The organism is Pseudoruegeria aquimaris, from assembly GCF_900172235.1.
Taxonomy (GTDB): Bacteria; Pseudomonadota; Alphaproteobacteria; order Rhodobacterales; family Rhodobacteraceae; genus Pseudoruegeria; species Pseudoruegeria aquimaris.
Genome location: NZ_FWFQ01000008.1, coordinates 1 through 20,095, shown reverse-complemented (window position 1 = coordinate 20,095; position 20,095 = coordinate 1). Strand labels below are relative to the sequence as shown.

The 20,095-nt window shown below is 68.7% G+C and carries 19 protein-coding genes and 1 riboswitch; of the genes, 12 read left to right on the top strand and 7 right to left on the bottom strand.

Annotated elements, in window-relative coordinates; translation table 11 throughout:
- Window positions 1–14: 14 nt before the first annotated feature.
- Entirely contained in the window at window positions 15–1,262 is a 1,248-nt protein-coding gene (locus PSA7680_RS07030) for a sirohydrochlorin chelatase (RefSeq protein WP_085867968.1), read from the bottom strand.
- Between the two features lie 3 nt (window positions 1,263–1,265).
- Window positions 1,266–1,502: a DUF6732 family protein gene (locus tag PSA7680_RS07025; RefSeq protein WP_085868084.1), complete on the bottom strand. Its 237-nt coding sequence runs from the start codon at window positions 1,500–1,502 to the stop codon at window positions 1,266–1,268.
- A 347-nt stretch (window positions 1,503–1,849) separates the two neighbouring features.
- Here PSA7680_RS07025 and PSA7680_RS07020 point away from each other — a divergent pair, with 347 nt between their 5' ends.
- Entirely contained in the window at window positions 1,850–2,836 is a 987-nt protein-coding gene (locus PSA7680_RS07020) for a glutathione S-transferase family protein (protein ID WP_085867967.1), read from the top strand.
- Here the strand turns inward: PSA7680_RS07020 and PSA7680_RS07015 are convergent.
- Window positions 2,821–3,186: a response regulator gene (locus tag PSA7680_RS07015; RefSeq protein WP_085867966.1), complete on the bottom strand. Its 366-nt coding sequence runs from the start codon at window positions 3,184–3,186 to the stop codon at window positions 2,821–2,823. The genes PSA7680_RS07020 and PSA7680_RS07015 overlap by 16 nt on opposite strands.
- Window positions 3,187–3,354: 168 nt before the next feature.
- Here PSA7680_RS07015 and PSA7680_RS07010 point away from each other — a divergent pair, with 168 nt between their 5' ends.
- Genes PSA7680_RS07010 through cbiB form a run of 3 tightly spaced genes read left to right on the top strand, consistent with a single transcriptional unit; the run spans window position 3,355 to window position 5,611 of the window.
- On the top strand, window positions 3,355–3,729 hold the full coding sequence (locus PSA7680_RS07010; RefSeq protein ID WP_085867965.1) for a DUF1636 family protein: 375 nt from the start codon (window positions 3,355–3,357) through the stop codon (window positions 3,727–3,729).
- Window positions 3,726–4,688, top strand: a complete 963-nt coding sequence (locus PSA7680_RS07005) for a threonine-phosphate decarboxylase (RefSeq protein ID WP_085867964.1) — start codon at window positions 3,726–3,728, stop codon at window positions 4,686–4,688. Before PSA7680_RS07010 ends, PSA7680_RS07005 begins: the two co-directional genes overlap by 4 nt.
- Window positions 4,685–5,611, top strand: coding sequence for an adenosylcobinamide-phosphate synthase CbiB (cbiB, locus tag PSA7680_RS07000; protein ID WP_085867963.1), 927 nt, complete (start codon window positions 4,685–4,687; stop codon window positions 5,609–5,611). The genes PSA7680_RS07005 and cbiB overlap by 4 nt, the downstream gene beginning before the upstream one ends.
- Before the next feature lie 84 nt (window positions 5,612–5,695).
- Here cbiB and PSA7680_RS06995 read toward each other — a convergent pair whose 3' ends face one another.
- The 4 genes from PSA7680_RS06995 to PSA7680_RS06980 form a co-directional block, all read right to left on the bottom strand.
- On the bottom strand, window positions 5,696–6,463 hold the full coding sequence (locus tag PSA7680_RS06995; RefSeq protein WP_370738537.1) for a lytic murein transglycosylase: 768 nt from the start codon (window positions 6,461–6,463) through the stop codon (window positions 5,696–5,698).
- Window positions 6,464–6,653: 190 nt separating this feature from the next.
- Window positions 6,654–7,022: a hypothetical protein gene (locus tag PSA7680_RS06990; RefSeq protein WP_085867961.1), complete on the bottom strand. Its 369-nt coding sequence runs from the start codon at window positions 7,020–7,022 to the stop codon at window positions 6,654–6,656.
- Window positions 7,023–7,108: 86 nt separating this feature from the next.
- Window positions 7,109–10,564 carry a chromosome segregation SMC family protein gene (locus PSA7680_RS06985; RefSeq protein ID WP_085867960.1) on the bottom strand — a complete coding sequence of 1,152 codons (3,456 nt, stop codon included), beginning with the start codon at window positions 10,562–10,564 and terminating at the stop codon, window positions 7,109–7,111.
- A 135-nt stretch (window positions 10,565–10,699) separates the two neighbouring features.
- Window positions 10,700–11,137 (bottom strand): GNAT family N-acetyltransferase, encoded by a 438-nt coding sequence (locus tag PSA7680_RS06980; protein ID WP_176244095.1) that lies wholly within the window; start codon window positions 11,135–11,137, stop codon window positions 10,700–10,702.
- Window positions 11,138–11,274: 137 nt separating this feature from the next.
- A riboswitch (cobalamin riboswitch) is annotated at window positions 11,275–11,496 on the top strand.
- Between the two features lie 37 nt (window positions 11,497–11,533).
- Here PSA7680_RS06980 and PSA7680_RS06975 point away from each other — a divergent pair.
- The 8 genes from PSA7680_RS06975 (at window position 11,534) to PSA7680_RS06940 (ending at window position 19,971) form a co-directional block, all read left to right on the top strand.
- Entirely contained in the window at window positions 11,534–11,704 is a 171-nt protein-coding gene (locus tag PSA7680_RS06975) for a CbtB domain-containing protein (protein WP_085867958.1), read from the top strand.
- A gap of 20 nt (window positions 11,705–11,724) precedes the next feature.
- Window positions 11,725–12,453 carry a CbtA family protein gene (locus PSA7680_RS06970; protein WP_085867957.1) on the top strand — a complete coding sequence of 243 codons (729 nt, stop codon included), beginning with the start codon at window positions 11,725–11,727 and terminating at the stop codon, window positions 12,451–12,453.
- A 79-nt stretch (window positions 12,454–12,532) separates the two neighbouring features.
- Window positions 12,533–13,603 (top strand): cobalamin biosynthesis protein CobW, encoded by a 1,071-nt coding sequence (gene cobW, locus PSA7680_RS06965; protein ID WP_085867956.1) that lies wholly within the window; start codon window positions 12,533–12,535, stop codon window positions 13,601–13,603.
- Between the two features lie 6 nt (window positions 13,604–13,609).
- Complete coding sequence (locus PSA7680_RS06960) at window positions 13,610–14,080, top strand: GNAT family N-acetyltransferase (protein WP_085867955.1); 471 nt, start codon at window positions 13,610–13,612, stop codon at window positions 14,078–14,080.
- Window positions 14,081–14,128: 48 nt separating this feature from the next.
- Window positions 14,129–17,872 (top strand): cobaltochelatase subunit CobN, encoded by a 3,744-nt coding sequence (gene cobN / locus PSA7680_RS06955; protein WP_085867954.1) that lies wholly within the window; start codon window positions 14,129–14,131, stop codon window positions 17,870–17,872.
- Window positions 17,873–18,155: 283 nt separating this feature from the next.
- A complete protein-coding gene (locus PSA7680_RS06950; RefSeq protein ID WP_139838575.1) occupies window positions 18,156–18,584 on the top strand; it encodes a GFA family protein in 429 nt (142 codons plus the stop codon).
- A gap of 47 nt (window positions 18,585–18,631) precedes the next feature.
- Window positions 18,632–19,252 carry a cob(I)yrinic acid a,c-diamide adenosyltransferase gene (cobO, locus tag PSA7680_RS06945; protein ID WP_085867953.1) on the top strand — a complete coding sequence of 207 codons (621 nt, stop codon included), beginning with the start codon at window positions 18,632–18,634 and terminating at the stop codon, window positions 19,250–19,252.
- 170 nt (window positions 19,253–19,422) lie between these two features.
- Window positions 19,423–19,971, top strand: coding sequence for an NADPH-dependent FMN reductase (locus tag PSA7680_RS06940; protein WP_085867952.1), 549 nt, complete (start codon window positions 19,423–19,425; stop codon window positions 19,969–19,971).
- The last annotated feature ends 124 nt before the right edge of the window (window positions 19,972–20,095 follow it).

Genomic DNA, 20,095 nt, shown 5'->3' with positions numbered 1-20,095 from the left:
CGAAGTGGGCCCGTTCACGCCTTTGCCTTGCGGGCGCTTTCGGGCCCGTGCGGGTGTTTGGCGTGGGGGTATTCCGGATGATGATGATGGTGGTGGCCGTCACCGTGATCGTGGGTGTGATCATGATGATGGTGGTGATGATGGTGCCCGTCGCCGTGGTGGTGATGATGGTGATGGTGCGCCATTTCGAGCCGGCAGAGGCCGGTGCAGAAGCTTTCGCACAGGGTGCAATCGGCCACGTTGGAGCCGGGGGCGGAGGCGCCCTGCCCTTCGACGTGGTGGTGGTGGCTTTCCTGCACGGCGCCGCGTTCGGCCTCGAATCCCAGCACCTCGGTGCGGTATTTGCACATGACGCAGGTGGGCGGCGGCGTTTCGGCGAAAGCCGGGTGGCTTGCGCGCGCCTCGGCGGAGACATGCACCGGCGCCTGCCCCTCGATCGAAAGCACCTGGGCGCGGTAGCCGCAGGTGCCGCAGTTGGGCGGCGGTTTGGCCCCGGCCTGCTCGCGCACGCGCTCGGCGAAGGTTTCCAGCACCTTGGGGTGATCGTTCAGGTAGCCCGCCTTGACGAATTCGATGCCGGGGTGTTCGGCCGCCACCTGATCCGTGAAGCCGTAGATGCGGTCGATCAGGATGCCGGTGAAGAGGAAATAGGGGAAGACGACGATGCGCCTGTAGCCCAGTTTCGCGGCGTGTTGCAGGCAGGGCTCCACCAGCGGGAAAGTGACGCCGGAATAGCCCACCTCGCACCAGCCGAAGCCGATGCCTTCATGGAGCAGGCGCGCGATCTTGGCCACATTGGCGTTGGCGTCCGGGTCCGAGGCGCCGCGCCCGATCACCACGAGGCAGGTTTCCTCCAGCGGCACCTCACCGTTTTCGGCATCGGCCTGCGCCACGGCCTCGCGGATGCGCCCCGCGGCGGCGGCGACCATCTTGGGATCCACGCCCAACTCGCGCCCATAGCGCACTTCGATGCCGTGCCGGGCGGCGTAGCTGTTGAGCACGGTGGGAATGTCGTTCTTGGCGTGCATCGCGGCAAAGAGCATCCCCGGCACCGCGAGGATGCGTTCGCAGCCCTTTTCGCGCAGGCGGTCCAGACCGTCGCGGATCACCGGGTTGGCGAATTCGAGGTAGCCGTAGTCCACCTCCCATTCCGGGGGCAGCAGCGCGGGGAGTTTCTCGGCCAGCACGGCAAACTCGTCCACGGCGGCCTGGCTGCGCGAGCCGTGGCCGCAGATCATCACGCCTGTCTTGGGGGCTGTCATGGATCAGGACTCCTGCGGGGTGGCGTCGGCGGCTTCATCCTCGGCAGCCTCGGGCTCGCTTTCCGCCTTGCGCCCGCCCTTGAGCGCCGCCCAGAGCGAAATCGCGATGGCCGCGCCGATGGCAGCCCCGGCCACCCAGTGATCGTGGCCCGCCACTTCGGCGATATGGCCGGTGTGCGCGGCGGCGAGGCCGGGGAAGGCAAAGGCGCCCGGGATCAGGCAAATCAGGGGGGCTTTCATCATGCGGCTCCTTCTGGCGCGGTGGGCCGGATGCAGGAAGCCGGGCCGCCCTCGGAGGCGGCCTTCCGACGACGCCTGCCCGCGTCCCCTGCGTGGGTCGACACGGGAAAGGCACTCCTTTCCGGCCCCGTGGGGCTTCGTCTGCGCCCGGTGTAGAGAAGCGCGGCGCATGGGGCAACGGAAAACGCGCCGCAGTGCCGCATGTTTCCGACACGTCGCCCTCCGCCGCGCCTGCTCTTGGGCCCGGGCCATTTCGTGCGCCTGCGCACCCCTCCTGCGCGCCTGCGCCGGTGGCGGTCCGCCCGCGCATGGCTAGATTGACGATGAGACGACATGAGGAGAGCGCCATGGGCCAGCTTGTGAACGGTGTCTGGCAGGACACCTGGTATGACACCAAATCGACGGGCGGAAAGTTCGTCCGCTCCACCGCGGGCTTTCGCAATTGGATCACGCCCGACGGCGCCCCCGGCCCCAGCGGCGACGGCGGCTTTGCTGCCGAAAGCGGGCGCTACCACCTCTATGTCTCCTACGCCTGCCCCTGGGCGCACCGCACCCTGATCTTCCGCGCAATCAAGGGCTTGGAGCCCCACATCGGCGTCTCTGTGGTGCATCCCGACATGCTCTCCGACGGCTGGAGCTTCGCCGACGACTGGCCCGGCGCCACGGGGGATCCGATCAACGGCGCCGCCTTCGTGCGCGATCTCTACGTGAAGGCCAGGCCCGATGTCTCCGGCCGCGCCACGGTGCCGGTACTCTGGGACAAGGCGCGCGGCACGATCGTCTCCAACGAAAGCTCCGAGATCATCCGCATGTTCAACTCCGCCTTCAACGGACTGACCGGCAACACGCAGGATTTCTGGCCCGAGGAACTGCGCGCGGAGATCGAGGAGGTGAACGCCCGCATCTACGACACGCTCAACAACGGCGTCTACAAGTCGGGCTTCGCCACCACCCAGGCCGCCTATGACGAGGCCGTGGGCGCGCTTTTCGAAACGATGGACTGGCTGGAGGACCGGCTCTCGCGCCGGCGCTTCCTCGTGGGTAATAGCATCACCGAGGCCGACTGGCGCCTGCTGCCCACGCTTCTGCGCTTCGATCCGGTCTACCACCTGCATTTCAAGTGCAACCGCAACCGGCTGATCGATTTTCCCAACCTCTGGGCCTATACCCGAGAGCTGTATCAATACCCCGGCGTGCGCGGGACGGTGAACTTCGATCACATCGTGCGCCACTACCACTACAGCCACGAAAGCATCAATCCGCACCGCATCATCCCGATCAACCCGGTGCTGGATTTCGATGCCCCTCACGGGCGCGATCAGTTGGCCGCGTAGTGCCCCGCCATCGCCGCAAGGTCTTCCGGCGGCGTGTTGGTGCGCACGTAGGCGCAGGCGTTGGGCGCAAGCGCGAAGAGCGATCCATCCGAGAAGAAGCTCGTCGAGGTGACGAATATCACCCGCGCCTCCGGATGCCGGTAGCTGGCGTAATCCGCGACCGCCAGCGCGCTGCCCCCCTGCAGGAACAGGTTGAGAATGATCACGTTGACCGGCGTTTTCGCATCGCGCAGGGCGGCGATGGCCTCGCCCTCGCTGCTGGCGCGGCTGACCCGGCAGCCCTGGCGTTCGATGTGGCGTTGCCACACGTCTCCAAGCCCCGGATCGCTTTCCACGATCAGAACCCGCATGTCACCTCCGGAACTCTTCATTCTGCACCCGGCCATCCCCAACCGGATCGGATCAGGCTAGCCAAGGATTGGTTAATTTATCCTTAACATCCGTTAACGCCCGCACTCCGGCTTGCGTCGGCCCGGCGAATCCGCTTGATGGTGCGGGAACACTGACGAGAGGCCGCGATGACAACCTGGATCACCATTTGCGACACCTGCAAACGCGAGGATTGGGCCGCGCGCGGCAGCCAGGACACCGACGGTGAAACCCTCGCCGCCCTCGTGGAAAGCGCCGCGCAGGGCGTGGGCAGCCTGCGGACCCGGCGGCAGTCCTGCCTCATGGGCTGCAAGCACGGCTGCAACATCGCAATTCAGGCCCACGGAAAGCTCGCCTATACGCTCGGCGATTTCACCCCCAGCGCCGAAAGCGCGCAGGCCATCGTGGACTATGCCGCACTCCACGCGGAAAGCGCCTCCGGGCAGGTGCCCTACCGGAGCTGGCCCGAAGGCGTGAAGGGCCATTTCGTGACCCGCCACGCACCGCTGCCCGAAGAGGAATGAACAGCCGCGATCACGGCGGCGGGCTGGATGCGGCCATCGCCCGGCACGGCGGGGCGCGGGCCGATTGGCTCGATCTCTCCACCGGCATCAACCCGCTGCCCTACCCAATCCCGCCGCTGGCCGAAGATGCCTTCACCGCCCTGCCGGATTCCGGCGCCTTCGCCCGCCTCGAAGCCGCCGCCCGCAGCTTCTGGTCCGTGCCAGACGGGCTCGACATCCTGCCCGCCCCCGGCGCCTCCGCCCTGATCGCCCGCCTGCCGCGCCTGCTTGCGCCCGGCCGGGTCCACATCCCGTCCCCCACCTACAACGAACACGCCGCCGCCTTCACGGCCGAAGGCTGGCGCGTCCTGAAGGGTGCCGAGGCCCCGGACTGCGAGGCGCGCGTCCTCGTGCACCCCAACAACCCGGACGGCCGCTTCTGGCGCGCCACGGAGCTCCAAGCCGGCGCGCCCGGCCTCACCGTCATCGACGAAAGCTTCTGCGATGTGGCGCCCGGCCGAAGCCACCTGTCGCTGCTGTCCGGCCCCCTCGCCGGAAGGGCGATCATCCTGAAAAGCTTCGGCAAGTTCTGGGGGCTGGCCGGGCTGCGGCTGGGCTTTGCCATCGGCGCGCCGGCGCTGATCGCCCCCCTGCGGGAAGCGCTCGGGCCCTGGCAGGTCTCCGGCCCGGCCCTCGATATCGGCACCGCCGCGCTGAAGGACGAAGCCTGGACGAAGGCCACCCGCGCCCGGCTCGAACGCGATTCCGCGCGGCTGGATGCCCTGCTTGCGAGCAAGGGCACGCGGCGCATCGGCGGCACTCCGCTCTTCCGCCTCTACGACGTGGGCGACGCCGCCGCCTGGCAGCATAAACTGGCGGAAGGCCGGGTTCTGGGCCGCATCTTCCCCTACAGCCGGAGCTGGCTGCGGCTCGGGCTGCCCGCCCCGGGCCGCTGGGCGCAGCTGGAGGCCGCCCTGTGAGCCACGCCGCCGCCCTTCTCGCCGCGCTGCTGCTGGACGCGCTCTTCGGCGAGCCGAAGTGGCTGTGGGATCGCGCACCGCACCCGGCCGTCCTGATGGGGCGCGCCATCGGCTGGATCGATTCCCGTTTCAACCGCGGCAGCAACCGGCGCGAAAAAGGCGTGCTCGCGATGGCCGCGCTCTGCTGCCTGGCCTGGGGGATCGGCAGCTTGATCCCGGCGCTGCCGTTGGGTGGCCTGCTGGAGGTGATCGCCGCGGCCATTCTGCTTGCACAGCGCAGCCTCGCCCAGCACGTGGCCGCCGTGGCCGAAGCCCTGCCCCGCGGCCTCCCCGAGGGCCGCCGCGCCGTCTCCATGATCGTGGGCCGCGACACCGCCACGCTGGACGAAGCCGCCACCGCGCGCGCCGCCATCGAAAGCGCCGCCGAGAATTTCTCCGATGGCGTCGTCGCCCCGGCCTTCTGGTTCCTGCTGCTGGGGCTGCCCGGGCTGATGGTCTACAAGCTGGTCAACACCGCCGACAGCATGATCGGCTACCGCACCCCGCGCCACGAGCAGTTCGGCTGGGCCGCGGCGCGCTTCGACGATCTGCTGAACTGGTTCCCCGCGCGGCTGGCCGCCCTGCTGATCTCCCTCGCCGGAAACCCGCCGCGGGATCTCGGCAAGGTCTGGAAGATCATCCTGCGCGACGCCCCGCTGCACCGCTCCCCCAACGCCGGCTGGCCCGAGGCCGCCATGGCGGCAACGCTGGGCGTCGCCCTGTCAGGCCCCCGTGCCTACGAGGGGCAGATGCGCCCCTTTCCCTGGGTCTTCCCGGAAGGGCGCCGCGAGATCGGCGCGGCCGACATCTCCGCCGCCGTCCACCAGCTCTGGCGCAGCTGGGCCGCCGGCCTCGCGCTCGTCGCCCTCGCACTGCTGGCCTGAACCTTCCTCTCGCCCGAAATACCTCGGGGGGAGCCGCCCGGCGGGCGGCGGCGGGCAGCGCCCCCAGGCGCCTTGGAAACCCGCCTAGCCGTCGATCTGCTTGCCCATGATCGCGATGGCCTTCTGGTAGACGCCCGCGGCGTTCCATTCCTTGATCACCGCGAAGTTCGGCTCGCCGGGCTGGTAGCCCTTCCCGGGCTGCCAGCCCTTCTGGCGCAGGTAGTTGGCGGTGGAGGCCATGGCATCCGACACGTTGTAGAAATCGACCTTCCCGTCCCCGTTGCCGTCCACCCCATACCTGAGCGCGTTGCCCGGAAGGAACTGCGTGTGCCCAAGCTCGCCATGCTTGGCGCCCTTGGTGTTGATGGTGATCGAGCCCTGGTCCACCAGCTTCAGCGCCCCGATGGCATGGGGGGTGAAGAAATCCGAACGCCGACAGTCATAGGCCAGCGTGGTGATCGCCGAGACGACCGAACTGTCGCCCATGAAGCCGCCGAAGGCCGTCTCCATGCCGTGGATCGCGATCAACACCCCGGCCGGCACGCCGTAGACGCGTTCGAGCGAGGCGTAGAACTCGGGGTTGCGCGCCTTGCGCTTGCGCCCCTGGGCCACGATGGTGGAGGAGCCGCGCACCTGCATGAATTTCTCAAGGCTGTATTTGAAGGATTTCTGGTTGCGGTCGGCCCAGATCGTCTTGGTGGCGTATTGCGCCTGCGCCAGCGCGTCCAGCCCGCGCTTTCCGACACCGGCGCGCTGCGCCTCGGCGGCGAAGGCCTTCTTCCAGCTGTTGAACCCATCTCCGGTGTTGCCGCATTTGGCAGCCTGTGCCGGCCCTGCGCCGGAGAGAAGCATGGCAAGGGCGGTGGCAAGGGCAAAAGCGGAAATCGATACGCGCATGACAGTTTTCCTGCAAAGAAACAAAGCTATTAGCAGACCGAGCCTAGCGCAGACGGCGCCGCGCCGAAAGGGAGAACACGCATCCGCGCCCGCCCCCATGCCTGCCCCCGAGCGCCGCCGCCCAGGCCAACGCTCTCGCCAACGCTCAGATCGGCGCTTTTTCCTGGGCGGGGAAGCGATCGCCCTGCTCGGTGATCAGCACCAGCCGGCTGCCGTCGCTGACGTAGATGTCGCAGCGCGCGAAGCCGTTGTCGAAGGCCACGCAGACGGCGCTGCCTTCCCCGGCTTCCCATGTGCCGGTCCAGAGCTGGTCAGAGCCCTCGTAGGCATAGGAATAGCTGCCGTCGGCCGCGTAGCGCGCGGTGCCGCCGTCGAAGAAGGTGACGGCCTGCCCCGACAGAAGGGCGGCCAGATCGGCCGCGCCGTAGAGCGTGTCGCCCTCCCGCACGCCGGGCGCGGGCTGCGCCAGCGCCGTGCCGGCCGAAACCACCATCATCAGTGCCAGTGAACGCATGTCTTGGGCTTCCCTTCGCCGGAGTGGGTTTCGGGGCAGCCTACGCGATCGCGCGCCGGGCGGCGCCTCACGTTCCCGCGAGACGCTCAGGCGACGAGCGCCTCGGCCTTCTTCAGGTCCACGCTCACCAGCTGGCTGACCCCCTGCTCCGCCATCGTCACGCCGAACAGCCGATCCATCCGCGCCATGGTGACGGCGTGGTGGGTGATGATGAGGAAACGGGTCTCGGTGCGGCGGCACATTTCGTCGAGCAGGTCGCAGAACCGGGTGACGTTGGCATCATCCAGGGGCGCGTCCACCTCGTCGAGCACGCAGATCGGCGCCGGGTTGGCGAGGAACACGGCGAAGATCAGCGCCATGGCGGTGAGCGTCTGCTCCCCACCCGACAAAAGCGAGAGCGTCGAGAGCTTCTTGCCCGGCGGCATGCACATGATCTCGAGGCCTGCATCCAGCGGATCCTCGCTCTCCACCAGCACGAGCTTGGCCTCGCCCCCGCCGAACAGGTGCTTGAACAGCATGGCGAAATTGGAATTGACCTGCTCGAAGGCCGTCAGCAGGCGCTCGCGCCCCTCGCGGTTGAGGCTGGCGATGCCGCTGCGCAACCGTTTCACGGCCTCTTCCAGATCGGTCTTTTCGCCCAGGAGCGTGTCGTGCTCCTCCTGAACCTCGCGCGCGTCTTCCTCGGCGCGCAGGTTGACCGCGCCGAGCGCGTCGCGCTGGCGCTTGAGCCGTTCGACATCGGCCTCCACCGTGGTTGCGGGCGGCATCTTTTCGGGATCCATGCCCAGCGCCTCCAGGAGGGCTTCGGGCGTCATGTCCCGTTCCTCGGCGATGCGCCCGGCCGCAAGCGCGACGGTTTCGCGGGCGGCCTCGGCGCGCGCCTCGGAGCGGGCACGGGCCTCGCGGGCCTCGCTGGCCAGACGCTCGGCCTCCTTCTCGTGGACGGCCGCCTCCCGCGCGGCGGCTTCGGCGCTCGCCAATGCATCGGACGCGGCGGCCCGGCGGGCCTCGGCCTCTTCGATGCCCTGCAGAAGCTCCTCGCGCTGAATCGCCAGATCCTCGGGCGCGGCGCGGGCGATTTCGAGTTCCTCCTGCGTGGCGGCCCGGCGCTCCTCCAGTTCCGCGATGCGTTTGCCGGCGCTTTCCAGCCGGTGCCGCCAGCCGCTGATTTCCTTGGTGATCTGCTGGCTGCGCTTGAGGCGGGCCTCGCCTTCGCGGCGCAGCTCGTCATGGGCGGAGCGGCGGGCCATCATCGTGATCCGCGCGGCCTCGACCGTCATCTTGATGTCTTCGGCGCGGGCGCGGGCGGCGTCGAGATCCTCCAGATCCTCCAGCGCGCGTTCGGCTTCGAGCACGCGCTGGCGCGCGCTCATCGCCTCTTCCTCGTGGCGCCGCACGGCAAGGCCCAGCGATTCGAGGCGCCCCTGCGCGATGTTGCGGTCGGCCTCGGCCTTGGAGAGCGCCCGCCCGGCCTCCGTCATCGCGCGGTCCGCCCGCTTGCGGGCCTCGCGGGCCTCCTGATCCTCGCGGGTGAGGCGTTGCAGGGTCTCGGTGAGAAGATCATGGGCCTGCTTCGCGCCCTCGGCGCGGGCCGTCGCCTCTTCCAGATCGCGCTTGAGTTCGACCAGCCGGTTCAACTGCTGAAGCCGCAGCGCGGCCGCGCTCGGGGCATCCTCCGCAGCGGCGCGGAAGCCGTCCCAGCGCCAGAGATCGCCCTCAAGGCTCACCAGCCGCTGACCGGGCTTGAGCTGGGATTGCAGCCGTGCGCCGTCGGCGCGGTCCACGAGGCCTATCTGCGCCATGCGGCGCGCCAGCACCTCGGGCACGCTGACGTGATTGGTCAGCGCCACGATCCCCTCGGGCAGGAGCTGCGGCGCCGGGTAGCCGGGCAGCACCGCCCAGCCGGAGGCGCCGTCCGCCCCGATTTCAGGCGCCCGGAGATCATCGGCCAGCGCCGCGCCGAGCGCCTTCTCGTAGCCGGGCGTGACCTTGACCCGATCCAGCAGCTGGCCGCCTTCCGCCGTGTCGCGCTCCACCAGCTTGGCCAGCGCGGCCACCTCGGCGCGCAGGGCACCCGCTTCGCCCTCCGCCTCAGACCGCAGCGCGCGGGCCTCGGTTTCGCGGGCCTGGGCATCGTCTCGGGCCATGTCGGCGGCTTCCAGCGCGGCTTCGGCCTCCTCGGCCAGCACGGCGGCCTCCTCCTGCGCTTCCATCGCCGCCGCGTAGGCGGCCTCGGCCACCTGCAGGGCCTCGCGCGCGGCGGCGGAGGCCGCCTTGGCCTTCGCCGCCTCTTCCTCGTTGCGCGCCAGCGTCTTGCGGCTGTCTTCCAGCAGTCGGTTGGCCGACTGGTGCCGCGCCGCGAGTCGGGCGACGTCTTCCGTCAGCTGGCTGAGATCGGCTTCGCGGTCCTGCAGAACCTGCGCCGCCTCGCGCGCCGCATCCGAGGCCTCGGAAAGCTTGTCCTCATGGCCTTCGCTCGCCTTGGCGATCTGCGCCTGCTCCCACTCCAGCCGTTCGATGGTTTCGCCGGCATCGCGGTTGAGCCCGGCTTCGCGCTCGATGTCACGGGTGAGTTGCTCGATGCGGCCCGACAGCGTATCGATGAGCTGCAGCGCGCGGGCCTCCTGATCCTTCAGCGCATCGCGCTGCACGGTGAGCCGTTGCAGCACGGCGGCGGCGATCGCCTCCTCCTCCCGCAGCGGCGGCAGGGCGGCATCCGCCTCCTCGCGCTTGCGCGCGGCCTCCCGGGCCAGGATCTCGGCCTGCCCGGCCTGGCGCGTGCGCTCGGTCAGTTCGGCCTGGGCGGCCTGCCGGGCCTCGTCGGCCTCGCGCCAGCGGCGGTAGAGCAGGATGCCCTCGGAGGCGCGCAGTTCCTCGCCGATGGTGCGGTAGCGCTGCGCCTGCCGGGCCTGGCGCGCCAGCTGCCCGAGTTGCTGGGCGAGCTGCTCGATCACGTCTTCCACGCGGGCGAGATTGGCCTCGGTGCCCTTGAGCTTGAGTTCCGCCTCATGGCGGCGCTGGTAGAGCCCCGAGATGCCGGCGGCCTCCTCCAGCACGCGGCGGCGGTTCTTCGGCTTGGCGTTGATCAGCTCCGAGATCTGCCCCTGCCGCACGAGCGCCGGCGAATGCGCCCCGGTGGAGGCATCGGCGAAGAGCATCTGGATGTCGCGCGCGCGCACGTCCTTGGAGTTGGCCTTGTAGGCGGAGCCCGCGTCGCGCGTGATGCGGCGCACGATCTCCAGCGTGTCCAGATCGTTGAACCCGGCCGGCGCGAGGCGGTCCGAGTTGTCGAGTTGCAGGGTGACTTCGGCGAAGTTGCGCGCCGGGCGCGAGGCGGCGCCGGCGAAGATCACGTCTTCCATCCCGCCGCCGCGCATCGCCGTGGGGCGGTTCTCGCCCATCACCCAGCGCAGGGCTTCAAGCAGGTTGGACTTCCCGCAGCCGTTCGGCCCGACGACGCCTGTCAGCCCGTCCGCGATCACCAGATCGGTCGGGTCCACGAAGCTCTTGAAGCCGTTCAGTCGAAGGCGGGTGAAACGCAAGGGGCTGCCCGTGTTGATTCCTGTCCGGGTCAGTCTTCGGGGGAATCAGGTGCGAGTCAATGCTGCCACACCTCATGTGGCAGTCACGCACCAGTTATCCACAAGATATTGCGGAGCGCTCCGGCCACCCCGGCCTCAGAGCACCTTTTCCATGTAGACACGCGCACCGTCGCGGCCGGTCTCCGTCCAGCCGAGGTGGCGATACATCGCAACGTTGCCGGGCATGTCCACATGGGTGGCGAGTCGCATGCGGTCCACGTCCCGCAGGGCGCCCTCGGCCTCGGCGAAGCGCATCATCGCCCCACCGAGCCCCTGCCCGCGCACCTCGGGCAGCGTGGCCACGTTGACAACGTGCAGCGCATTGCCGGTTTCCTTCAGGATCAGGCAGCCCACCAGCTTGCGGCCCTTCTCGATGACCCAGACCTCATGGGCCGCCACGGCCTCGGCCAGCCCCTCCAACATGTTCGGCAAACCTTTGATACTGCTCTCGTATTCCGAGTATGCCTCGGCAAAGACATGCTCGATTTCCGGCAGGTCGCGCGGTGTGGCGGTTCGGATCGGCGAAAAGGTCATGGCCGAAGTGTTATCGCCAAAGCGATGGCAGGCAAACGGAAAATTCGCCCCTCCCGTTAGCGCAACCAGCCGGAAGCGCCGCCGCGTTCCGCCCCGCAAGAGGCGCAAATTGGCTTGACCATACCCCATGCAAGGGCGCAAAACGGAGGCGCATGGTTCCCCGACGCGGTGCAAAGCACCCGGGGATGAAATGGGAATGACGGTGAAGGTGACCCACCCCGGGGCCTGAGTCCGCAGCCGCCCCCGCGACTGTAAGCGGTGAGCGCGCGCCCGATCGCCACTGGCCCGCAAGGGCCGGGAAGGTGGGCACAGCGCTACGACCCGCAAGCCAGGAGACCAGCCTGCGAACCATAACCCAATGATCCGTCGGGTGTGACGGAGACGAGGAGACACGATATGACGACCCTGACCCAGACCCAAGCCGAAACCCGCGCCGGCCTCCTGCCGATTCTCGGCGCTGCCGCCTTCGGCATCGGCCTGCTGTTCTTCACCGGTTTCGCACAGGCCACGGTGTTCCACGACACCGCCCACGATACGCGCCACGCGATCGCCTTCCCCTGCCACTGAGCCGCGCCGCTTAGCGACCGATGTTCCAGAAAATTCTGACCAGCGCGCTGTTCGCTGGTGTTGCAGCGGGGCTGATTGCCGCCCTTCTGCAATTTTGGCTCGTGACCCCGGTGCTCCTCGAAGGCGAGGAGTATGAAACCGGGGCGAAATCCCACTATGCCGGCGTGCTCGTGATCAACGAGGCCGAGGGCAACGGTTCCGAAGGCGCCGCCGAAGAGGCGGAGGAAGCCGAGGAGGAAGAGGCGGAAAACCCGCGGGCCCGCCACGGCATGACGGCCGCCGTCAACGTGATCACCTTCACGGGGTTCGGCCTGATCCTCGTGGCCGGGTTCGCGCTGGCCTCGCAGTTCGGCGCCACCGTGACGGCCCGCTCCGGCATCATCTGGGGGCTCGCCGGCTTCATCGCCGTGCAACTGGCCCCGTCCGCCGGGCTCTATCCGGAGCTTCCGGGCACGCCCGCGGCCGATGTGGTGCTGCGGCAATACTGGTGGGTCACCACCGTCGTGGCCACCGTGGTGGGGCTTGCCTTCATCGCCTTCGGCAAGGCGCCCTGGCTGCCGCTCGCCGGCGTGGCGCTGATGGCGGCGCCGCATGTGATCGGTGCGCCGCATCTGGACGGCTATGCCGGCGTCGCCCCGCCCGAACTGGCCGCGCTCTTCGTGGCCCGCACGCTTGCCGTCGGCTGCGCGGCCTGGGCCGTCCTGGGCTGCATCGCCGGCCACTTCTGGAGCCGCGCACAGGCGGCCTGACCCACGGCCACCCGGCCGATCCCGGCGGGCCGCCCCGGCGGCCCGCTCCCCTGACCCACAACCGCCAAGGACGTTCCCGATGCCCGCGAAAATCCCTGCCACCGTCGTCACCGGCTTCCTCGGCGCCGGGAAGACCACCCTCATCCGCCACATGCTGCAGAACGCCAACGGCAAGCGCATCGCGCTGATCATCAACGAGTTCGGCGATCTCGGCGTGGACGGCGACATCCTGAAGGGCTGCGGCGACGAAACCTGCTCCGAAGAAGACGTGATGGAGCTGTCCAACGGCTGCATCTGCTGCACCGTGGCCGATGATTTCATCCCGACGATGGAAAAGCTTCTGGCCCGCGAGCAGGCCCCCGATCACATCGTGATCGAAACCTCCGGCCTCGCCCTGCCCCAACCGCTGGTGCGCGCCTTCAACTGGCCCGAGATCTCCACCCGCGTCACCGTGGACGGCGTCGTCACCGTCGTGGACGGCAAGGCCGTTTCGGAAGGGCGCTTCGCCCACAACGTCGCCGCCGTGGACGCCCAGCGCAAACAGGACGAGAACCTTGATCACGAAACGCCCCTCTCGGAGCTTTTCGAGGATCAGGTCGCCTGCGCCGACATGATCGTCGTCAACAAGGCCGATCTGCTCACCCCCGAAGAGGCCGAGGCCCTCGCCGCCCGCCTGCGGGCCGAAAGCCGCGAAGGCGTGCAGGTGGTCAAATCCACCATGGGCGCGTTGCCCGTGGAAGTGCTTCTGGGCCAGAACGTCGGCGCCGAGAACGATCTCTCCGCCCGCCACGAGGTGCACCACCATCACCATCACGACGACGATCACCACGACGATCACGACCATCACCACCACGACCACGATCACGACGATTTCGAAAGCTTCGTCGTCACCCGCCCCGAGATCGCGGATGCCAAGGCTTTCGCCCAGCAGGTGACCGAGGTCATCCGCGCCCATGACATCCTGCGCCTGAAGGGCTTCGCCGCCGTCAGCGGCAAGCCGATGCGCCTGACGCTGCAGGCCGTCGGCCCGCGGGTGGACACCTATTTCGACCGCCCCTTCGCCGCCAATGAGCCCCGCGAGGCACGGCTCGTGGTGATCGGCCAGGCGGGGCTCGACCGCGCCGCCATCGAAGCGGCCCTGCTGGCCTGATCCGCCATGGCCCTCACCATCGCCGCCGAAAGCCCGCTCACCGAAGAGGCCGCCGCCCTCATCGAAGGCTCCGAGGCCGCCCTGCGCGAGGTCTATTCGGCGGAGGAATGTTTCACCTTCACCGCCGCCGAACTGGCCGCGCCGGGGATCACCTTCCTCGTGGCGCGCACCGGCGACGGCACGCCCGCCGGCTGCGTGGCGCTCTGCGACTGCGGCACCTACGGCGAGGTGAAGCGCCTCTTCGTCACGCCCGAGGGGCGCGGCCGGGGCACCGCGCGCGCGCTCATGGCGGACCTCGAAGCCCGCGCCGCGGCGGCCGGGCTGGCGTCGGTGCGGCTGGAAACCGGCGACAAGCTCGCCGCCGCCGTCGCGCTCTACACCGATCTCGGCTACCATGTCCGGGGCCCCTTCGGCGCCTACGAAGACCACCCCGCCAGCCTCTTCATGGAAAAACCGCTGACCAACCCTGCTGACTGACACCCCTGCCGGCCCGCGCCGGCACCGAAACGCCAAGGCCCTCGATCCATGCACCTGCTCGCAGCCACCCCCGGCGCCATCGATGACGGAAGCGAACCGGTCGATCTCGGACAGAGCCCGGCGGACCTTCTGTTCATCTCCGCCGCCGACACCGAACTGGCCGCCCTGAGCGCCGCCCGCGCCGAGATGGCGCAGCCGCCCGGCCTGCGGCTGGCGAGCCTGATGCACCTGCAACACGCGATGTCGGTGGATCTGCACATCGATGCCTGCGCGTCGAAATGCAAACTCGTGGTGGCCCGCGTGCTGGGCGGCGCCGCCTACTGGAAATACGGCTTCGAGCAATACGCCGCCCGCCTGCGCGAGGCAGGCGTGCCCTTCGCCGCCCTGCCCGGCGATGACAAGCCCGATGCCACGTTGCGCGAATTTTCCACCGTTTCGGAGGAGGATTACGAAGCCCTCTGGGCCTATCTCGTCGAAGGCGGCCCCGAGAACGCCACCCGCTTCCTCGCCTACGCGCGGGCCATGGTCCACGGCGGCGAGAAACCCGCCACCGCCGCGCCGCTTCTGAAGGCCGGTGTCTACTGGCCAGGCGAAGGCATCGCGGGCCTTTCCGCCGCCCAGAGCCACTGGACGGAAGGCGCCCCCGTGGTTCCAGTCGTCTTCTACCGCGCGCTGGTGCAGGGCGCCGGGCTCAACCCGATCAACCGCTTGGTGAAATCGCTGCTGCGGCGCGGGCTGAACCCGCTGCCCGTCTTCGTCGCCTCGCTGAAGGATCCGCTCTCCGCCGCCACGCTGGAAACCCTCTTCTCCGACGCCCCGCCTTCGGTGATCCTCAACGCCACCGCCTTCGCCACCGGCTCGCCCCATCAGGGCGACTCGGCCACGGAAAACCCCCTCGCCGGCCCCGCCGCCAACGAAGCGCCCGTCTTCCAGGTCGTGCTCTCCTCCGGCACCGAAAGCGCGTGGGAGAGCGGCGTCACCGGGCTGTCGGGCCGCGACATCGCTATGAACGTCGCCCTGCCCGAAGTCGACGGCCGCATCCTGTCGCGCGCGATCTCCTTCAAGGGCGAGGCCTTTTTCGACGAAGCCACCGAATGCCCCATCGCCACCTACAAGGCGCGGGGCGACCGGGTGGAATTCGTCGCCGATCTCGCCGCCAACTGGGCGGCCCTGCGCGGCACGCCGGAACCGCAGCGCAAACTGGCGCTGGTGCTGGCGAACTACCCCAACAAGGACGGCCGGCTTGCCAATGGCGTCGGGCTGGACACCCCCGCCGCCACAGTTCACGCGCTGAAAAGCCTCGGCGAGGCCGGCTACCGGATCGAGAACCCGCCACGCGATGCCGACGCTCTGATGGCCCGGATCCTCGCCGGCCCCACCAACTGGCTCACCGATCGCGCCACCCGCGAAGGCGGCGAAACCTTGAGCCTTTCCGCCTACCGCGCCGCCTACGATGCGCTGCCCTGGGCGGTGCGCTCCCGCATCGAGGAGCGCTGGGGCAAGCCCGAATCCGACCCCTACTTTGTTCCCGAAATATCCCCGCCGGAGGCTCCCGAACCCTCAACGGGCGCAGCACCCGAGGGGCATTTCGCCCTCTCCATCTTCCGCTTCGGCAACGCCTGCGTCGGCGTGCAGCCGGCGCGCGGCTATCACATCGATCCGACGGAAACCTATCACTCCCCCGATCTCGTCCCGCCGCACAACTACCTCGCCTTCTATTTCTGGCTCCGCCACCACTTCGGCGCGCAGGCGATCGTGCACATGGGCAAGCACGGCAACCTCGAATGGCTGCCGGGCAAGGCGCTTTCGCTCTCGGAAGACTGCCTGCCGGAGGCTGTTCTCGGCCCCATGCCCCATATCTACCCCTTCATCGTCAACGATCCCGGCGAAGGCACGCAGGCCAAGCGCCGCGCGCAGGCGGTGATCGTGGATCACCTCACCCCGCCCCTGACCCGTGCCGAAACCTACGGGCCGCTGAAGGATCTGGAAGCGCTGGTGGACGAATACTACGAGGCCGCCGGAGTGGATCCGCGCCGCATCGTCCACCTGAAGCGCGAGATCCTGTCGATGACCTCCGCCACTGGCCTTGATGCCGATGCCGGCCTCACCGGTGAAGACGAGGAAAGCGATCTCGCCAAGCTCGACGCCTACCTCTGCGAGTTGAAGGAAGCCCAGATCCGCGACGGTCTGCACGTTTTCGGCCAGGCCCCGGAAGGCCGGCTGGCGCGCGACCTGGTGCAGGCACTCGTCCGGGTGCCACGCGGCGAGGGCAAAGGGGCCGATGCCTCCCTGATCCGCGCGCTGGCGGACGATCTGGACCTTGGCTTCGATCCGCTGTCCGCCGAGATGGCCGCGCCGTGGGAGGGCCCGCGCCCGGAGTGCCTCGCGGCGATGGACAACGCCAGCTGGCGCAGCGCGGGCGACACCATCGAACGGCTGGAGCTTTTCGCTGCGCAACTTCTGGACGGCGCAGGCGAAGCCCCCGGCCCCTTGAGCGCCGAAGTGCTCGCCCACGCCCGTGAGGTTGTCGCGCCCATGGTCGCCGCCTGCGGCCCGCAGGAAAGCGCCGGCCTGCTCACCGCGCTGTCGGGCCGCTTCCTTGCACCGGGGCCCTCCGGCGCGCCGACGCGCGGGCGGCTCGACGTGCTGCCCACCGGGCGCAACTTCTACTCGGTGGACAGCCGCGCCGTGCCCACGCCCACGGCCTGGGCGCTGGGGTGGAAATCCGCCAACCTCCTGATCGAGCGCCACCTGCAGGAGAACGGCGACTGGCCGCGCAGCCTGCTGCTCACCGCCTGGGGCACCGCCAACATGCGCACCGGCGGCGATGACATCGCCCAATGCCTCGCGCTGATGGGCGTGAAACCCAAATGGGACAGCGCCAACCGCCGCGTCACCGGCTTCGAGGTCCTCCCGGCTTCCGTGCTGGGCCGCCCCCGCGTCGATGTCACGCTGCGGGTCTCGGGTTTCTTCCGCGATGCCTTCCCGCAGCTGATCGCGCTGGTCGATAGCGCCGCGCGGGCGGTCATGGCGCTGGACGAGCCGGCCGAGCAGAACCCCGCCGCCGCCCGCGCACGCACCGAGGGCGAAAGCGGCGCCTTCCGCGTCTTCGGCTCCAAACCCGGGGCCTACGGGGCCGGGCTGCAGGCGATGATCGACGAGCGTCTCTGGGCCGACAAGGCCGATCTGGCCGAAGCCTACCTGCAATGGGGCAGCTACGCCTACGGCAAGGGCGCCGAAGGCACCCGCGCCCGTGGCGCTTTCGAGGCGCGGCTGAGCGAGGCGGAGGCCATCGTCCAGAACCAGGACAACCGCGAGCACGATCTGCTCGATTCCGACGATTACTACCAGTTCGAAGGCGGCGCGGCGGCCGCCGTGGCCACGCTTCAGGGGCGCGAGCGGCCGATCTACCACAACGATCACTCCCGCCCCGAACGCCCCCGGATCCGCACGCTGGACGAGGAAATCAGCCGCGTCGTGCGCTCCCGCGTGGTGAATCCGAAGTGGATCGACGGCGTGAAACGCCACGGCTACAAGGGCGCTTTCGAGATCGCGGCCACGGTGGATTACCTCTTCGCCTTCGCCGCCACCACCGGCGCGGTGAAGGGCCACCATTTCGACCTCGTGGAAAGCGCCTTCCTCGAAGACGACGAGACCCGCGATTTCATCGCCGAGCACAACGCCCCGGCCCTGAAAGAGATCGCCGAGCGCCTGCAGGAGGCCATCGACCGCGGCCTCTGGCAGCCGCGCTCCAACTCCGCCCGCGCCCGGATCGCGGCGCTGCTGCCATGAGCGCGGGCCGCCTCTGCCGTGGCAGGCCCGCCGTTGCGGTGTCCGAATGCGGCACGGGGCTGGCCCGCGCCCTGATCGAGACGGCCTCAGGGGAAGCCCGGCGGCAGGGCCTGCCCACCCTGTGCCTTCAGATGCGCGTTGAACTGCCGGACAACCACGCCACATTCGCGCGGTTCGGTTCCGGGAATGTCGGCGCTTCAGTGCATCCGGCTTGCGATCGCCCGACGTTCTACACATCCGAGCGCCAACTCGGGCCAGACGCCGCGCAACAGGAGGAGGAACGATGAGTGATCTGAAAGGCCATTGCCTTTGCGGCGAGACCCGCTGGGAAGCCGAGGGGCCGATGCTTTGGGCCTGCCATTGCCACTGCGCCGATTGCCGCCGCCAATGCGCCGCCCCGGTTGTCACCTTCCTCGGCGTCGCCGAGGCGGGCTTTCGCTGGAGCGGGACCGAGCCGGGGCAGTATGTCTCTTCGCCCGGCGTCACCCGCAGCTTCTGCCGCACCTGCGGCACGCCCATGGCCTTCAAGGCCGAGCGCTACGGCGGCGAGATCCACCTCTATGCCGCCAGCCTGGAAACGCCCGAGGCTTTCACCCCGCGCTTCCATGTCCACCATGCAGAGAAACTGCCGTGGATCGCCCTTGACGATGACCTGCCCAGATACGAAGGTTTCGCCCCGGCCGATGCGCCGGAAATCGGCGACGCGGGCTGACAGCCCCCCGCCCCGCACAGGCCGCAACACACACGAAGGACAGAGCCATGCCGGACCAGAGCCCCGAGGATCTTGAACGCCACGCGATGAAGATGGCCAAGAAGAAGGCCGCACGCGACAAGATCATGGCCACCAAGACCGAGAAGAAGGGGCTGGTGATCGTCCATACCGGCAAGGGCAAGGGCAAGAGCTCCGCCGCCTTCGGGATGATCTTCCGCTGCATCGCCCACGGCATGCCCTGCGCGGTGGTGCAGTTCATCAAGGGCGGCATGGAGTGCGGCGAGCGCAACCTGATCACCGAGCGCTTCGCCGATCTCTGCGAATTCCACACCATGGGCGAGGGCTTCACCTGGGAAACCCAGGACAAGAGCCGCGACATCGAGATGGCGCAGGCGGCCTGGGAGAAGGCCAAGGAGCTGATCCGAGACCCGAAGAACACGATGGTGCTGCTGGACGAGATCAACATCGCCCTGCGCTACGACTACATCGACGTGAACGACGTTGTGGCCTTCCTGCGCGACGAGAAGCCGGAGATGACGCATGTCGTGCTCACCGGGCGCAACGCCAAGGAAGAACTGATCGAGCTGGCCGACCTCGTGACGGAGATGGAACTGGTGAAACACCCGTTCCGCTCGGGGATCAAGGCGCAGATCGGCGTGGAGTACTGAGAGAATCGCGCACCTCGAGGGCCGCGCACGGCCTTCGGCCGGGATATTTCCGGTCCAAAGTTGCATGCATGTGCGCAGGCTGCGCGTGGCCTGTGCGCTTTTTGGGGCGGTGTCTTAGGAGCCGGCGCGCCCTAGGTTCGGGGCAAAGGGACAAGGCAAGAGGGAAACGGATGCCGAAGCTTCTGCTGATTTCGGGCTCGCTGCGGGCGGGCTCCTACAACCGCAAACTGCTGGAAGAGGCCGCGCGGCTCTACGGCGAGGCCGAGGTGCTGCGCGCCGATCTGCGCCTGCCGCTCTATGACGGCGATCTGGAAGATGCCGAGGGCATCCCCGCCCCGGTGCAGACCCTGGCCGACCAGATCGCCGAGGCGGATGCGGTGGCGATCTCGACGCCGGAATACAACAAGAACCTCTCCGGCGTGCTGAAGAACGCGCTGGACTGGGTGAGCCGCACCAAGGGCAGCCCCTGGCGGGGAAAACCCGTGGCCATCATGTCGGCCACCGCTGGGCGCGCGGGCGGCGAGCGGGCGCAGAATTCGCTCAGGCTCTGCCTGATGCCGTTCCGGGCCCATGTGCTGCCGGGGCCGGAAATCCTCGTGGGGCAATGCGCTGAGCAGTTCGATGACGCGGGCCGGCTCACCAACATCCGCTACGAGAAGGCGCTGTCGGAACTGATGGGCGATCTGCGCGCCGTTTCGGCGCAGAGCGCCGCCGCCTAGGTCGTGAACTCATAAACGGGATTCCGTTTTTGGCGGTGTGATGATTCACTTTCGGAAACGGAGGTGAGCATGACGGGCAGACACGATGTGAGCGATGCGGAATGGGCGGTGATCTCGCCGCTGT

Bases quoted from the DNA above. Each gene is read 5' to 3' on its own strand.
- PSA7680_RS07030 (WP_085867968.1), bottom strand. From the start codon at position 1,262: ATGACAGCCCCCAAGACAGGCGTGATGATCTGCGGCCACGGCTCGCGC.
- PSA7680_RS07025 (WP_085868084.1), bottom strand. From the start codon at position 1,502: ATGAAAGCCCCCCTGATTTGCCTGATCCCGGGCGCCTTTGCCTTCCCC.
- PSA7680_RS07020 (WP_085867967.1), top strand. From the start codon at position 1,850: ATGGGCCAGCTTGTGAACGGTGTCTGGCAGGACACCTGGTATGACACC.
- PSA7680_RS07015 (WP_085867966.1), bottom strand. From the start codon at position 3,186: ATGCGGGTTCTGATCGTGGAAAGCGATCCGGGGCTTGGAGACGTGTGG.
- PSA7680_RS07010 (WP_085867965.1), top strand. From the start codon at position 3,355: ATGACAACCTGGATCACCATTTGCGACACCTGCAAACGCGAGGATTGG.
- PSA7680_RS07005 (WP_085867964.1), top strand. From the start codon at position 3,726: ATGAACAGCCGCGATCACGGCGGCGGGCTGGATGCGGCCATCGCCCGG.
- PSA7680_RS06995 (WP_370738537.1), bottom strand. From the start codon at position 6,463: ATGCTTCTCTCCGGCGCAGGGCCGGCACAGGCTGCCAAATGCGGCAAC.
- PSA7680_RS06990 (WP_085867961.1), bottom strand. From the start codon at position 7,022: ATGCGTTCACTGGCACTGATGATGGTGGTTTCGGCCGGCACGGCGCTG.
- PSA7680_RS06980 (WP_176244095.1), bottom strand. From the start codon at position 11,137: ATGACCTTTTCGCCGATCCGAACCGCCACACCGCGCGACCTGCCGGAA.
- PSA7680_RS06975 (WP_085867958.1), top strand. From the start codon at position 11,534: ATGACGACCCTGACCCAGACCCAAGCCGAAACCCGCGCCGGCCTCCTG.
- PSA7680_RS06970 (WP_085867957.1), top strand. From the start codon at position 11,725: ATGTTCCAGAAAATTCTGACCAGCGCGCTGTTCGCTGGTGTTGCAGCG.
- cobW (WP_085867956.1), top strand. From the start codon at position 12,533: ATGCCCGCGAAAATCCCTGCCACCGTCGTCACCGGCTTCCTCGGCGCC.
- PSA7680_RS06960 (WP_085867955.1), top strand. From the start codon at position 13,610: ATGGCCCTCACCATCGCCGCCGAAAGCCCGCTCACCGAAGAGGCCGCC.
- cobN (WP_085867954.1), top strand. From the start codon at position 14,129: ATGCACCTGCTCGCAGCCACCCCCGGCGCCATCGATGACGGAAGCGAA.
- PSA7680_RS06950 (WP_139838575.1), top strand. From the start codon at position 18,156: ATGAGTGATCTGAAAGGCCATTGCCTTTGCGGCGAGACCCGCTGGGAA.
- cobO (WP_085867953.1), top strand. From the start codon at position 18,632: ATGCCGGACCAGAGCCCCGAGGATCTTGAACGCCACGCGATGAAGATG.
- PSA7680_RS06940 (WP_085867952.1), top strand. From the start codon at position 19,423: ATGCCGAAGCTTCTGCTGATTTCGGGCTCGCTGCGGGCGGGCTCCTAC.